This is a genomic window from Rheinheimera sediminis (genome assembly GCF_004005375.1).
In the GTDB taxonomy this organism is placed as follows: Bacteria; Pseudomonadota; Gammaproteobacteria; order Enterobacterales; family Alteromonadaceae; genus Pararheinheimera.
In genome coordinates this window covers 69,949-83,525 of the sequence record NZ_RZUF01000008.1, presented here as the reverse complement: position 1 = coordinate 83,525, position 13,577 = coordinate 69,949, and the positions used below count along the sequence as shown (strand labels likewise).

Below are 13,577 nucleotides of genomic sequence, written 5' to 3'. Positions count from 1 at the left end.
CTTTGGTTATTCGGTTCGGTAGCCGTTGTGCTGGGATCTATAAGTCATATTAAGAAATTTGAGAGATATAGTAGTATATATATAATGGCTTTGTTTTTAGTTATTTCTTTTTCTATTGTGCAAGTGTTAGCTTTGAGGGTTTTTGATATCGAAGCTTTGTACAATCCATTCGGAGAATTCACTTATTTAAGTCAATATAGTTTGGATAGAGTTTATTCTTTGACTGGCCCTAGAGCTTATGGATTATTCTTAGAGCCATCTTACAATTCTTTTATAATGTTTTTCTTAATGTCGATGATTCTGATGGATGATAGATCAAATTTCAGAATATTCGTTTATGTCATCGGAGCTTTGGGGATCGTTTTCACCGCGTCTGCGTCAGGAATCCTGTTAACATTCATTTTGTTATTTTTAATTTTTTGGTTGACTGTAATTAAAAATAACGTACTTAGGCTGGTTTTACTGTTTTTGGTGCCCATAGCTTTAGTTTCGATGATCCCAGAGGAACTTATGGTTAGGTTAAATGAAGTGAATTTAGAGGGGACCTCAGGTTATTGGAGGTTGGTTGCTCCGATAAAAATTATTTATGAGGCAATGTTAGTGTTGCCTTTAGGAATTCCTTTCGGTCAAGTAAATGATTTTGTTTATAACTTAGGTATAGATCATGGTGGAGAGAAGGGCACTTCATTAGATAATGGTTTTGCAATATTGTTTTTTTACTTTGGGCTTTTTGCATTTATATTTTTAGCAGCTATTGTTTATAAATTGCTTGTTGCTATATATTTTCGGAATTATAAAGGGGTGATTTTTTGGTGGTTTATTTTTGCGAGTTTACAATTTTCAGGCGGCATATTTTTGCCTGAGTTCATATTTCCAATTCTATTAATATTGTATCAATATAAAATTGTAAATTTTAATGAGAAGCTTGATGGACCTTTCAGCGGAATCAAGAAGTATATATCCTAATATTAAAGTTGCTTTAGTTAGTAGATGTATATGAGTTTTTCTGCTTAAATATTTTAATTTGATTAAGTTAAGGTGTACTAATGAACCCATTGTTGACAATAATCACCCCGGTTTTTAATTCTGCCAAGTTGCTTCAAAGTACTATAGATTCGATTAAGAATCAAACATATGACAATATTGAATATATCATTGTTGATGGTGGTTCTACTGATGGAACTATTGACATAATAAATGATAACTCTCAAATGGTAAGCGTGTTAATTTCGGAGAAGGATTCTGGGATGTATGATGCGTTGTCAAAAGGGCTGAAAGTCGCCAAAGGTGACTTTATTTGCTACTTAAACGCTGGTGATATTTTATACCCTGATGCTGCTAGTAAAGTAGTCAAATTTTTATCTGAAAACAAATTAGATTGGGTAACTGGTTATATTAGTGAGTGTAATGAGAGTAACGAGATAACGAAGATAGACTTGCCTTTTAGGTACAAAACACATTTAATTCAGAGAGGCATGTATGGTAAGTATCTGCCATATATCCAGCAGGAGTCTACATTTTGGAGTAAAAGGCTAATCCACAAGATAGATTTTGATAAGCTAAGAAGTCTTCGATTGGCTGGCGATTATTACTTGTGGTACTGTTTTTCTAAAGAAAGTAAACTTGAAATACTGAAAACCCCGTTAGGTGCATTCAAAAAACACGAAGGGCAGCTTTCGGAAGATTTGCATCGCTATTGGAAAGAAGTTGGAGAATTCACTGAACCTTCGAATTTATTTAATAAGCTTGAGGTTCTTTGGGAGGGATTATATTGGCTTCTTGATGTTAGAGTGAGAGAGAAACTTGTATCCACTAATTGGCGGTTCGACCATGCTAAGCATAAGTGGATGAAAAAATGATTCTTTTACTGTCTTTTATTTTGTAAATACTATGGACAAGTACATCTCACATAATGTGATGCAGTAATAAAGCGTTTTTTGTAATTATATTTTTTAAATTTACTTCATCATGATTTGTCGTGATGCTTATTATAGCGAATGCTCTACTATATCACTTAGATTACTTACCGAAACTGAATGTTTTTGTGTTTTATGATGTTGTTCTTGCCATGGGTGAAGCACTGTGGTGCTTTTGTTTCTGAATTAGGTTATTATCTGTGGGTTACATCGTCGCAGTAGTTTTTATTTCGATATTTGAATGTTGGTCGCTTTTGAGTTGAATGTTCGCCGTTTTTTTATAGTTTTAATGTAAATGTATTCTGTATGAAAAATTGATAAAGTATATCCACTTTTTAATTTGATGTGATATGACATGTTAGGGGTCTTATGATTGTTCCAATTATTTTATGCGGCGGTACCGGTAGTCGTTTGTGGCCTTTGTCACGTGATTTAATGCCAAAGCAGTTCTTAAAACTGGATGGCGATACTACTATGCTTCAAGCCACAGTTCAGCGTTTGCACGGGTTAGATGCTTTACCGCCTTTAGTAATTTGTAACGAAGAGCATCGTTTTATTGCTGCTGAGCAAATGCGTCAAATCAACCAGCTTGATCATAATATTATTCTTGAGCCTGTTGGCCGCAACACAGCGCCAGCCATTGCCCTTGCTGCAATGACTGCTGTCAAAAAAGGACAAGATCCTCTTTTGTTAGTGTTGGCGGCCGATCATATTATTTCCGATAGTCAGGAATTCCGTCAGGTTGTGACTCAAGCTTCAGAATTTGCAGCAGCAGATAATTTGGTTACCTTTGGTATTGTCGCTACAGGTCCTGAGACTGGCTACGGTTATATAAAAAGAGGCGGCGAGAAATCAGGTGCTTACAGTGTTCAGCAATTTGTTGAAAAGCCTGATTTAGAGACAGCCAAAAGCTATGTTTCCTCTGGTGAATACTATTGGAATAGCGGCATGTTTATTTTCAAGGCAAGCGTTTATCTTGCTGAACTCAAACAGCATCGTCCCGACATCTATGCAGCTTGCGAACAAGCAATGGCTGAAGTTGACCCCGACTTAGATTTTATCCGTGTAAATAAAGAAGCATTTTTAGCTTGTCCGGACGACTCTGTCGATTATGCTGTGATGGAAAAAACCACCAAGGCGGTTGTTGTGCCATTAAATGCCGGCTGGAGCGATGTAGGGTCATGGTCGTCTTTGTGGGATGTCACTGCTAAAGATGAAAACAACAATGTCCATAAAGGTGATGTGTTGAGCGTTGCCAGCAAACATAACTATGTATTTGCTGAGACTGGTCTTGTCGCTACTGTAGGTCTTGAAAACATCATTGTGGTTCAAACCAAAGATGCGGTATTGGTTGCTGCTAAAGATAAAGTGCAGGATGTGAAGTCTATTGTTCAGCAATTAAAAGGCGCAGGCCGCACCGAGCATAGGATTCATCGTGAAGTATATCGCCCTTGGGGTAAATATGACTCTATCGACAATGGTGCTCGTTATCAGGTCAAGCGTATTACTGTAAAACCAGGCGAGAAGCTATCTATTCAGATGCACCACCACAGAGCTGAACACTGGATTGTTGTATCCGGTACAGCCAATGTAACTGTCGATGGTAAAGATACTCTGATGTCAGAAAACCAATCTATATATATCCCTCTGGGCGCAATACATGCACTGGAAAACCCTGGCAAAATCCCTTTGGAATTAATCGAAGTGCAATCAGGTTCGTACCTGGGCGAAGATGATATTGTGCGTTTTTCTGACAGATACGGCAGGGCTTGATCCATGCTATTAGTGTTAGCTCAGGTTATTGCACAGAGTAATATAGCCTTTGGCACCAGTGGTGCCAGAGGCTTGGTAACAGACTTTACAGACGAAGTGTGCGCCGCCTTTGCACAAAGTTTTGTAAGGGTCATGCAGCGTTCTTTTAGCTTTAAGCGCATTGCCATAGGTATTGATAACAGACCAAGCAGCCCCCAGATGGCTGCTGCTTGTGCCGGTGTTTTAGAATCAATGGGTTATTCGGTTGATTATTATGGTGTTTTGCCAACGCCTGCATTGGCCTTTCAGGCTATGCAGGACAAAGTGCCGGCAATTATGGTGACGGGTAGTCACATTCCGTTCGACCGTAATGGCTTAAAGTTTTATCGCCCTGACGGCGAAATCAGTAAAGATGATGAGCAAGCAATTCTGAACGTCTCAGACGAGCTAACTTGTTTTATCTCTGCTTTGCCTGCCACCAGTTCTGTTGCATCTGATAACTATATACAACGTTATTTAGATATTTACCCTCAGCAGATGCTGGCTGGTAAACGTATTGGTATTTATGAGCACTCCAGTGCAGGACGTGATTTGTATCATAGAGTCTTTACTAAGTTAGGTGCTGAAGTTATCTCGTTAGAGCGTACAAACACCTTTGTTCCAATCGACACCGAAGCGGTCACAGAAGTGGATCAGCAAAAAGGACTGGATTGGTCGAAGCAGTATGGTTTCGATGCAATTTTTTCTACCGACGGAGATGGTGACCGTCCACTCATTGCAGACGAAAAAGGTCAATGGTTGCGTGGCGATATAGTTGGCCTGCTTTGTGCTAAAGCTCTAGGTATTCAGTCGCTGGCTGTGCCGGTTAGCTGCAATACAGCGATAGAACAAGCCGGAATATTTTCTACCGTAATTCGTACTAAAATTGGTTCTCCTTATGTGATTGCTGCTTTTGCTGAACTTACCGGTTCTGTCGCCGGTTTCGAAGCTAATGGTGGGTTTTTACTTGGATCTGATGTAACAGTTTCCGAACAGGTGCTGAAGGCTTTACCAACCCGTGATGCTTTATTGCCAGGTTTGGCATTACTTGCATTAGCTGGTGAACTGCCGCTGTCAAAGCTGACCGAAGCTTTACCGCAACGTTATACCGCGAGTGACCGTTTACAGCAGGTACCAACCCAGTGGAGTAAGGAGTTTTTAGCCAAAGCGGCTTCGTCCCCAGAAGAGTTCCTTGATCAGTTAGGCCAGAGTGCACGCACACTGCAAAGTCTGGATCAGACCGACGGCTTGCGCATGCGGTTTGTCGACGGTGAAATTGTGCATTTACGTCCATCAGGTAATGCGCCTGAGCTGCGTTGTTATGCGGAATCTACAGAACAAGCTAAAGCTCAAGATTTAGTGCTTGTTATTCTTAACGCGGTGAAGGGATTACTGAACTGAGATGAAAGTTTCTATTATTACGGTTTGCTATAACAGCGCTGCCACTATTCGCGATACTATCGAATCAGTGTTGGCACAAGATTACTCCGATATCGAATATATCATTGTCGACGGTGCATCAAAAGATAATACCTTGAGTATTGTAAATGAGTACCGTGACCATATCGCAAGAGTAATCAGCGAGCCGGATAAAGGTATTTATGATGCGATGAATAAAGGTATCAAGGCTGCTACCGGTGATATCGTTGGCATACTTAACTCGGATGATTTTTACGAGTCCAGGGATGCTTTGTCTTCGGTCGTAAATGCATTCGGTGAGTGCGAAAAGGCAGAAATGATATTTGGTGACTTAGTTTTTGTTAAGCCAACAGATTTGACTAAAGTGACTCGCTTTTATTCTTTGCCTAACTATGCCGGCTGGAAGCTCCGCTTTGGTTGGATGCCTCCGCACCCAGCAACTTTCATTAAAAAAGACGTCTACGATCGTTTTGGTTTGTACAAAACTAATTTCAAAATTGCTGCTGATTATGAGCTTTTTGTAAGACTACTCATGGTTCAGAAAATCGCTTTCCAGCATGTTGATAAAGTATTGATCCGTATGAGATCCGGTGGAGCCAGCACTTCAGGTTTGAAAAGTTCAATGACTTTAAATCATGAAATTATCAGAGCCTGTAGAGAGAATAATATATATACGAATATGTTATTTTTGATGTTTAAAATTCCTTTTAAGTTGATTGAATTGCTCAGAAGGCCATCCGCGTGAATAGTAACCCTGAAATATTATTAACCGGAGCAAGCGGTTTCGTTGGGAATGCTCTTCTCGGCGTGTTAGGTCCGAAACACTTGAGTATTCTGGGTAGAAAGTCAGTACAGGGCGATTTCAAGGCTTTTTTCCATGCTGATATAGCAGGAAACACAGATTACTCAGCTGCTTTAAAAGGTATTGATGTCATTATCCATAGTGCTGCCCGAGTGCATGTTATGGATGAGAAAAGTTCTGATCCACTTGCTGAGTTTCGTGAAGTGAATACTGCCGGAACCTTGAATTTAGCGCAACAAGCGGCAGATTCAGGCGTAAAGCGTTTTATTTTCATCAGTTCGATTAAAGTGAATGGCGAAAAAACTTTTCCTGGTAAGCCTTTTCAATACGATGATAAACCTATGCCTGAAGATGCATATGGTATATCTAAAGCAGAAGCAGAAACAGGACTTAGGCAAATCGCTTTAAAAACCGGGATGGAAGTTGTAATTATTCGTCCTCCTTTGGTTTACGGACCTGGAGTGAAAGCAAATTTTGCAGCTATGATGTCTTTGGCCAAAAAAAATCTGCCTCTTCCTTTAGGCGCGATAAATAACAAACGTAGCCTGGTTGCAATTGATAATCTGACGAGCTTAGTTGTTACTTGTGTTACTCACCCAAAAGCGGCTAACCAAACTTTTTTAGTCAGTGACGACAATGATCTTTCTACCACTGAATTGGTTGAAACAATGTTTGGAGCAATTGGTAAAAAAGCTATTTTTATTCCTGTTCCGGTCAAAGTATTGCATTTTGCAGCCAGGCTTTTAGGTAAGGGTAGTGTAATTGATCGCCTATATGGCAATTTGGAGGTCAATATAGAGTTTACTAAAAATGCTCTAGGTTGGAGCCCAGTTGTTTCAGTACATGAGGCAATAAAGAAATGCTTTGCAAAGGAATAAAGCTCTTATGATGTTTCGTTTATTAGATGTTCTATTTTCAATAATTGGATTAGTTTTGACTTTTCCTTTCTTGATCATTCTCACTCTAATTGGTTTGTTTGATACTGGCTCACCGATCTTTCGTCAAGTCAGGGTAGGGCGTAACAAGCAGCCTTTTACACTAGTAAAATTCCGTACTATGAGACCTGATACAGCTTCTGTCGCCAGTCATTTAGCCAGCGCCTCAGCTATTACACCTTTTGGGGGATTTTTACGTAAAACTAAACTAGATGAATTACCACAGTTATGGAACGTGCTGAGAGGGGAAATGAGTCTGGTTGGGCCAAGGCCTTGTTTGTTTAATCAGGAAGAGTTGATTGCAGAACGCGATCAGCGTGGGGTGTTTAATTACAGACCAGGTATTACAGGGCTTGCACAGGTCAACGATATTGATATGTCTACTCCTGTGTTGCTGGCCGAAACTGATCAAAAAATGCTTTCGAATTTGTCTTCAAAAAACTATTTCAAATACATTTTTATGACCGTTGCTGGTAAAGGTGCAGGCGACAGGGTAAGACACTGAGCTTTAAGTTCACTTCGCGTTAATGCTCTGACAAGTAAGCTTGGTTAAAACCCACTAAAGGATTAAGCAATATTTATGAAAGTTACGGTGTTTGGTATTGGTTATGTTGGTTTGGTGCAAGCTGCAGTTTTAGCTGAAGTTGGCCATGAAGTGGTTTGTGTCGATATCAATGCTGAGCGTGTTGAGAAACTGAATCAGGGCATTATCCCTATTTATGAGCCTGGCTTAACGCCGCTTGTGACTAATAACTTTCAGGCGGGACGCCTTCGTTTTACCACTGACGCTGCTTTTGGTGTGGAACATGGTTTAATTCAGTTTATTGCCGTGGGGACACCGCCTGACGAAGACGGCTCAGCCGATTTACAGTATGTGTTAGCTGTCGCTAAAACCATTGCTACTCATATGAATTCTCCCAAAGTCGTGATTGATAAATCCACTGTACCTGTAGGCACCGCAGACAAAGTGAAACAGCAAATTTCGACTGTGTTAACAGAACGGGCTGTGGATATTCCTTTTGATGTTGTATCTAACCCTGAATTTTTAAAAGAAGGCGCTGCGGTAGCTGATTGTATGCGACCAGATCGTATTATTATTGGAACCTACAATGAGCAACCCATCGACGTTGTGCGTGAGCTCTACGAGCCTTTCAATCGCAATCACGACAAAATGATTTTTATGGATGTTCGTAGTGCAGAGCTAACTAAGTATGCAGCCAATTGCATGCTAGCGACCAAAATCTCATTTATGAACGAAATGGCAAATCTGGCTGAGTTACTTGGTGCCGATATTGAGGCTGTGCGTAAAGGTATAGGGTCAGACCCTCGTATTGGCTATCACTTTATTTATCCTGGCTGCGGTTATGGAGGCTCTTGTTTCCCTAAAGATGTGCAGGCACTTATTCGTACTTCTGCACAAAATGGCTATACGCCAAAAATTCTACAGGCTGTTGAAGCTGTGAATAATAAGCAGAAGTACAAACTACCCACCCTGGTAAAAAAACACTTTGGCGATGATTTAACAGGCAAAACTTTTGCAGTATGGGGCTTAAGTTTTAAGCCCAATACCGATGATATGCGCGAAGCGTCCAGCAGGGTGTTAATTGAAGAGTTGTGGGCTGCTGGAGCAAAGGTTCATGCTTATGATCCTCAGGCGATGGAAGAGACTCAGCGCATTTATGGTGTCCGGTCTGATTTTGTGCTTTGTGGCACTAAAGAGGCCGCTTTACAGGAAGCAGATGCCTTAATAATCTGTACAGAGTGGCAACAATTCAAAGCGCCTGATTTTGACTTTTTAAAACAACAACTCAAGACGCCAGTTGTTTTTGATGGCCGTAACTTGTTTGACCCTGAACGGCTTAAACAAAAAGGTTTGCAATACTACGCTATAGGTCGGGGCCAAAGTGTATTGCAGTTTTAGTCCCTGTGTTGTTTGCCTGATAAAAAATTGGGCTTTTCGATGATTCGATAAACCAGCTTTCTTTTTTTGCTTGAAGCTGGTGATGAGTTATGTTTTAAGTATGGAGTTTTTCTTGCGCAATTTAACCTCTAAAACACTGCAACATTGCTTGCAACCTCTGATGGATTGGCCGCGCTTTATTAAACGTTCAATATCTATGTTGGTCGATGCGATCATTTTATTTGCTTCCTGGGTATTGGCTTATTATTTACGCTACGACAGTTTTGAGCTGGTTCGAGATGAATCTTTTATCTTAAGTTTTATGGCCGTAGTATTGGCTACTCTTGTTGTTTTTAGTCTGTTTGGTCTTTATAGGGCTGTGGTCCGATATATAGGTTTGCGTTCTATGATTGCCATAGCTGCAGGTGCTATTGTCTCTGGCGTGTTGCTTAATTTTGCCATCGACGCGAATGCTTTTTTATATAGTTTGTCGGGCAATTTAAACTATGTATTTTTTGCTTTTGTCGGAATAGCAGGCAGTCGTTTGTTGTTACGTGAATTGGTCACTGTGATTGGTCGTGCAGCGCAGCACAAGGTCCTAATTTATGGTGCTGGTGCCAGCGGTCGGCAATTGCTTTTAGCGCTGGCCAGCAGCGCTGAATTTCGAGCTGTAGCTTTTGCTGATGACGATCCATCTTTTCACGGCGTAATGATCAGAGATGTTAAAGTCTATTCTCCTGATTGTATTAAAGCCGTTATTCAAAAATATGGCATTAGCCGTATTTTATTGGCCTTACCTTCTGCCAGTCGTGGTACCAGAGCTAAACTGATTGAACGCTTGGAGCCTCTAGGTTTGCCTGTGTTGACTATCCCCGGAATGGCGGATTTAGTTGACGGTAAAATGAAAATTGATGAGCTTCAGGATGTCAAAATTGAAGACTTGTTGGGGCGTGATCCAGTGGCACCTGTACCTTCGTTACTAACAGCTAACATAACGGGCAAGGTCGTGATGGTAACTGGTGCCGGAGGCTCTATTGGCTCAGAGCTATGCCGGCAAATTATTTTACAGTCGCCACAAAAACTAGTGTTATTCGAAGCCTCTGAATTTGCTTTGTATGAAATTGATAAAGAACTGACAGCTATGTTGAGTAGTCGGCAGTTAGACGTTCAATTGCTGCCAGTGTTAGGTACGGTGGTCGACCAACAACGCTTGCAGCAAATTATGCAAAGCTATCATGTGCAAACTGTTTACCATGCGGCGGCATACAAGCATGTGCCTCTGGTTGAATTTAATGTGATTGAAGGTTTACGTAACAACTTGTTTGGCACCTGGCACACAGCTGAAGCAGCTATAGCTTCAAAGGTTGAAACTTTTGTACTAATTTCGACAGACAAAGCGGTCAGACCAACAAATGTTATGGGTACAACCAAAAGGCTGGCTGAGCTGACATTACAGGCTTTGGCAACGAGGCAGCAAAGTACCAGATTTTGTATGGTGCGTTTTGGTAATGTGCTTGGATCATCAGGCTCTGTAGTGCCCTTATTTCGTAAACAAATCAATAAAGGTGGGCCTATCACCCTTACTCATGAAGACATTACCCGTTATTTTATGACGATCCCTGAAGCCTCACAGTTGGTGATCCAGGCTGGCGCTATGGGCGAAGGCGGGGATGTCTTCGTGTTGGATATGGGGGAGCCTGTTAAAATTTATGACCTTGCGAAAAAGATGGTGCATCTGACAGGGCTTGAAATTAAAAATAAGCAAAATCCTATGGGCGATATTGAAATCAAGATCACAGGATTAAGACCTGGCGAAAAATTATATGAAGAGTTATTGATTGGAGAGGATGAAAAGCCTACCCGTCACCCCAGGATAAAAGCCGCGAATGAAATATGTTTAAGCTGGCCTGATATGCAAGCCCTGTTGAGTGAACTGAGTGAAGCCTGTCTGAATTATGATTTAGAGAAAATAAGAGCGTTAATGTTAAGTGCTCCTACAGGCTTTAATCCAACAGATGGTATTTGTGATTTATGGTGGCAAGCCAATAAAAGTATCTGATGGTTAACGTTTAGTTACCAATTTAGGGCTTGTGCCATTATGGAAAAATATGTAATGTTGCTGTAAATAATGAGCTCGAAGGACATCTTTATTCATAGATAGTTCATTTTTGCTGCGCTAAAACTGGTAGAGCGTCAGATGCTGTTCTAAGCTGATGTTCTTTAAAGTTGCCTTTAGCCAACAAAAAAGACGATTCTGGTGAGCAAAGAGGGAGTGAAAGCGTGACTTGGATGATGTCGCTACCCCGTACAACAAAGCGCGGAATATCTGTTTTAGCAGATTTGTTTTTTTTATTAAGTGCACTTTTCATAGCCAGTTGGTTGTCAGGTGTTTTACAACTAGCTGAGTTTTTCTCGTCTCATAGTCTGGGTTTGTTGGTCTGGCTGGCCTTTAGTATTGCAGTGTTTTCATTGTTAGGGCTCTATCGCGCTATTTTGCGTTATATGGCTCCTCAGGCTGTGGCCACTGTGATAAACGGCGTTCTTTTTGCTAGTGCTGGTTTGGTTGCTTTGTTGTGGTTTTTAGCCATCGCTGACATAGCTCGTTTTGTTTTGTGCTTCAGTGTAATAGCTGTGTTGCTGATTGGTGGCAGCAGATGGGGCTTTCGTAGTGCCATTCAACTGCAACGGCATAAAGCAAAACATCGAGTGCTTATTTATGGTGCCGGTTGTTCTGGCCGACAGTTATTGTACGCACTGCAAAGCGGTGACGAGTATAAACCTGTTGTTTTTGTTGATGACAACACAGAACTACAGAAAACTACAGTTTGCGGTTTGACAGTACTTCCAGCCGAACTTCTGGAAAAAGCCATACAACGTTATCGTATAGACAGGGTACTTTTGGCTATGCCGTCTGCAGGCCGTGGTCGTAAGCGTGAGTTACTGGAGTGGCTGTCTGCATTGCCAGTGCCAGTTCAAAGTATCCCAGGCATGGCTGATCTGGTCGCAGGTCACATGAAAATAGACGATCTGCAGGATATACGTATCGAAGACGTGTTGGGCCGCGAAGTGATTGAGCCCAATCAGCAATTAATGTATGCCAATATCAGAAGCAAAGTAGTGATGGTGACAGGCGCTGGTGGCTCTATTGGCTCTGAGTTATGCCGCCAGATCATCCGGTGTAAACCTCGAATTTTAGTGTTATTTGACGTATCTGAGTACGCCTTGTATTCGATAGAACGAGAACTTAATGCCTTGAAACGGCGCTTTGGTTACTCTTGTACAGTCAAGCCTGTTTTAGGCTCTGTCCAGCAGCAAAAATTGTTAGAGCAGGTGATGACAAACTTTCAGGTGCAAACGGTCTACCACGCCGCTGCGTACAAACACGTTCCCTTAGTTGAATACAATATGGTCGAGGGAGTGCGTAACAATGTTTTTGGTACTTGGGCTTGTGCAGAAGCCGCCATTGCGGCAAAGGTAGAGAATTTTGTACTTATTTCTACAGATAAAGCCGTTCGTCCTACCAATGTGATGGGAGCCAGTAAACGTGTGGCCGAACTGGTGTTGCAGGGCCTTGCCAGTAGGCAAAATAGCACTCGTATGTGTATGGTACGCTTTGGTAATGTGCTGGGTTCTTCAGGTTCTGTAGTGCCTTTATTCGCCCAGCAAATTAAAGCGGGCGGCCCTGTTACTTTGACTCATCAAGACATTACCCGGTTTTTTATGACGATACCTGAGGCCTCGCAGTTAGTTATTCAGGCTGGTGCTATGGCAAAAGGCGGAGAAGTTTTTGTGCTGGATATGGGCGAGCCTCTGCGTATTTATGATTTAGCCAAACGCATGATTCATTTGGCTGGCTTAACGTTAAAGGACAAAACTAATCCTAATGGCGATATAGAAATTCAGATCACAGGGCTTAGGCCTGGTGAAAAGCTCTACGAAGAGCTGTTGATTGGTAATAACGAAAGTAAAACAGAGCATTCGAGGATAAGAGCGGCCAAAGAACAATTTCTGTCATGGTCTGCCACTATGCTGTTGTTAAATAGCCTGGATGTCGCCTGCCAGTCTTTTGACCAGCAAATGCTCAGGCAAATTTTATTGGATGCACCCACGGGCTTTGCTCCGAATAGTGAAATTTGTGACTTGTTATTTTTAAGTGGTCGGCGCAGTGAGTCAGCGAAAAAAGAGTTGGTTCACTAGCGTAAAACCATGAAAAACAAGTTTTTCCTGCTTAAATGAAAGCAGGGGAGATGTAAAGCGGTGGCAAAAAAATGCTTGTCGGTAGTTCGAAAAACCTCTATCCTAAGAGGACTTTTTTAAAGGGATGATGTGATGAAAAAATTAAGTGTCGTAATGGCTGCTATGTTAGTGGTATCTAGTGCTGCTATGGCCCAGGGCGAAGAAACTGGCGCTGCAGGCGCTGGCTCAGGTGCTTCTGCTGCCGGTGCTGGTTTAGGTGCTATCGGTGGTATTGCTACAGGTACTATCGTAGCTGGTGCTATTGCTGCTGGTGTGTTAGCTTCTGTTGTTGCTAACAACCGTAGTGATTCTCCGGTGAACTGCCCTACAGGTCAAACGTTGGTGAATGGTGTCTGTACTAATAACCCGCAACCACAACCAGGTTGTAATGGTAGCGATCCATTAGTGGGTACTGTGTGTGTTGGTACTACTTCAACTGTAACAGTGTCAGGTACAGGTACTAATACTTCTACCATTTCTGTTCCAGTGACCTTCACTTACGCACCAACACTGCGTTAATTGATTGTACTGTGAAAAGGCCGCCTGTTGGCGGCTTTTTGTTATCTATAACTTTTGCT

11 protein-coding genes are annotated in these 13,577 nt (G+C 41.7%); all 11 read left to right on the top strand.

Going from position 1 to position 13,577, the window contains the following annotated elements:
* The first annotated feature begins 84 nt into the window (after window positions 1-84).
* The 11 genes from EMM73_RS06945 (at window position 85) to EMM73_RS06895 (ending at window position 13,518) form a co-directional block, all read left to right on the top strand.
* Complete coding sequence (locus EMM73_RS06945) at window positions 85-966, top strand: hypothetical protein (RefSeq protein ID WP_127685718.1); 882 nt, start codon at window positions 85-87, stop codon at window positions 964-966.
* An 80-nt stretch (window positions 967-1,046) separates the two neighbouring features.
* Window positions 1,047-1,859, top strand: a complete 813-nt coding sequence (locus EMM73_RS06940) for a glycosyltransferase family 2 protein (RefSeq protein WP_127685717.1) — start codon at window positions 1,047-1,049, stop codon at window positions 1,857-1,859.
* Window positions 1,860-2,285: 426 nt separating this feature from the next.
* On the top strand, window positions 2,286-3,689 hold the full coding sequence (locus EMM73_RS06935; RefSeq protein WP_127685716.1) for a mannose-1-phosphate guanylyltransferase/mannose-6-phosphate isomerase: 1,404 nt from the start codon (window positions 2,286-2,288) through the stop codon (window positions 3,687-3,689).
* Window positions 3,690-3,692: 3 nt separating this feature from the next.
* On the top strand, window positions 3,693-5,108 hold the full coding sequence (locus tag EMM73_RS06930) for a phosphomannomutase (RefSeq protein WP_127685715.1): 1,416 nt from the start codon (window positions 3,693-3,695) through the stop codon (window positions 5,106-5,108).
* Window position 5,109: 1 nt separating this feature from the next.
* Window positions 5,110-5,871 (top strand): glycosyltransferase family 2 protein, encoded by a 762-nt coding sequence (locus EMM73_RS06925; RefSeq protein ID WP_127685714.1) that lies wholly within the window; start codon window positions 5,110-5,112, stop codon window positions 5,869-5,871.
* The gene (locus EMM73_RS06920; RefSeq protein ID WP_127685713.1) at window positions 5,868-6,806 is read left to right on the top strand and encodes a UDP-glucose 4-epimerase family protein; all 939 of its coding nucleotides are present in this window, start codon (window positions 5,868-5,870) and stop codon (window positions 6,804-6,806) included. The genes EMM73_RS06925 and EMM73_RS06920 overlap by 4 nt, the downstream gene beginning before the upstream one ends.
* Before the next feature lie 10 nt (window positions 6,807-6,816).
* Window positions 6,817-7,368, top strand: a complete 552-nt coding sequence (locus EMM73_RS06915) for a sugar transferase (protein WP_127685801.1) — start codon at window positions 6,817-6,819, stop codon at window positions 7,366-7,368.
* A gap of 75 nt (window positions 7,369-7,443) precedes the next feature.
* On the top strand, window positions 7,444-8,784 hold the full coding sequence (locus tag EMM73_RS06910; protein ID WP_127685712.1) for a UDP-glucose dehydrogenase family protein: 1,341 nt from the start codon (window positions 7,444-7,446) through the stop codon (window positions 8,782-8,784).
* Window positions 8,785-8,866: 82 nt separating this feature from the next.
* Entirely contained in the window at window positions 8,867-10,822 is a 1,956-nt protein-coding gene (locus tag EMM73_RS06905) for a polysaccharide biosynthesis protein (RefSeq protein ID WP_261373345.1), read from the top strand.
* Window positions 10,823-11,052: 230 nt separating this feature from the next.
* A complete protein-coding gene (locus EMM73_RS06900) occupies window positions 11,053-12,960 on the top strand; it encodes a polysaccharide biosynthesis protein (RefSeq protein WP_186435156.1) in 1,908 nt (635 codons plus the stop codon).
* Between the two features lie 132 nt (window positions 12,961-13,092).
* On the top strand, window positions 13,093-13,518 hold the full coding sequence (locus EMM73_RS06895) for a hypothetical protein (protein WP_127685710.1): 426 nt from the start codon (window positions 13,093-13,095) through the stop codon (window positions 13,516-13,518).
* Window positions 13,519-13,577: the final 59 nt, after the last annotated feature.

Excerpts from the sequence above, each read along its gene's own strand:
- EMM73_RS06930 (WP_127685715.1), top strand. The coding sequence starts at position 3,693 with ATGCTATTAGTGTTAGCTCAGGTTATTGCACAGAGTAATATAGCCTTT.
- EMM73_RS06940 (WP_127685717.1), top strand. The coding sequence starts at position 1,047 with ATGAACCCATTGTTGACAATAATCACCCCGGTTTTTAATTCTGCCAAG.
- EMM73_RS06915 (WP_127685801.1), top strand. The coding sequence starts at position 6,817 with ATGTTTCGTTTATTAGATGTTCTATTTTCAATAATTGGATTAGTTTTG.
- EMM73_RS06900 (WP_186435156.1), top strand. The coding sequence starts at position 11,053 with ATGATGTCGCTACCCCGTACAACAAAGCGCGGAATATCTGTTTTAGCA.
- EMM73_RS06945 (WP_127685718.1), top strand. The coding sequence starts at position 85 with ATGGCTTTGTTTTTAGTTATTTCTTTTTCTATTGTGCAAGTGTTAGCT.
- EMM73_RS06905 (WP_261373345.1), top strand. The coding sequence starts at position 8,867 with ATGAGTTATGTTTTAAGTATGGAGTTTTTCTTGCGCAATTTAACCTCT.
- EMM73_RS06925 (WP_127685714.1), top strand. The coding sequence starts at position 5,110 with ATGAAAGTTTCTATTATTACGGTTTGCTATAACAGCGCTGCCACTATT.
- EMM73_RS06895 (WP_127685710.1), top strand. The coding sequence starts at position 13,093 with ATGAAAAAATTAAGTGTCGTAATGGCTGCTATGTTAGTGGTATCTAGT.
- EMM73_RS06910 (WP_127685712.1), top strand. The coding sequence starts at position 7,444 with ATGAAAGTTACGGTGTTTGGTATTGGTTATGTTGGTTTGGTGCAAGCT.
- EMM73_RS06935 (WP_127685716.1), top strand. The coding sequence starts at position 2,286 with ATGATTGTTCCAATTATTTTATGCGGCGGTACCGGTAGTCGTTTGTGG.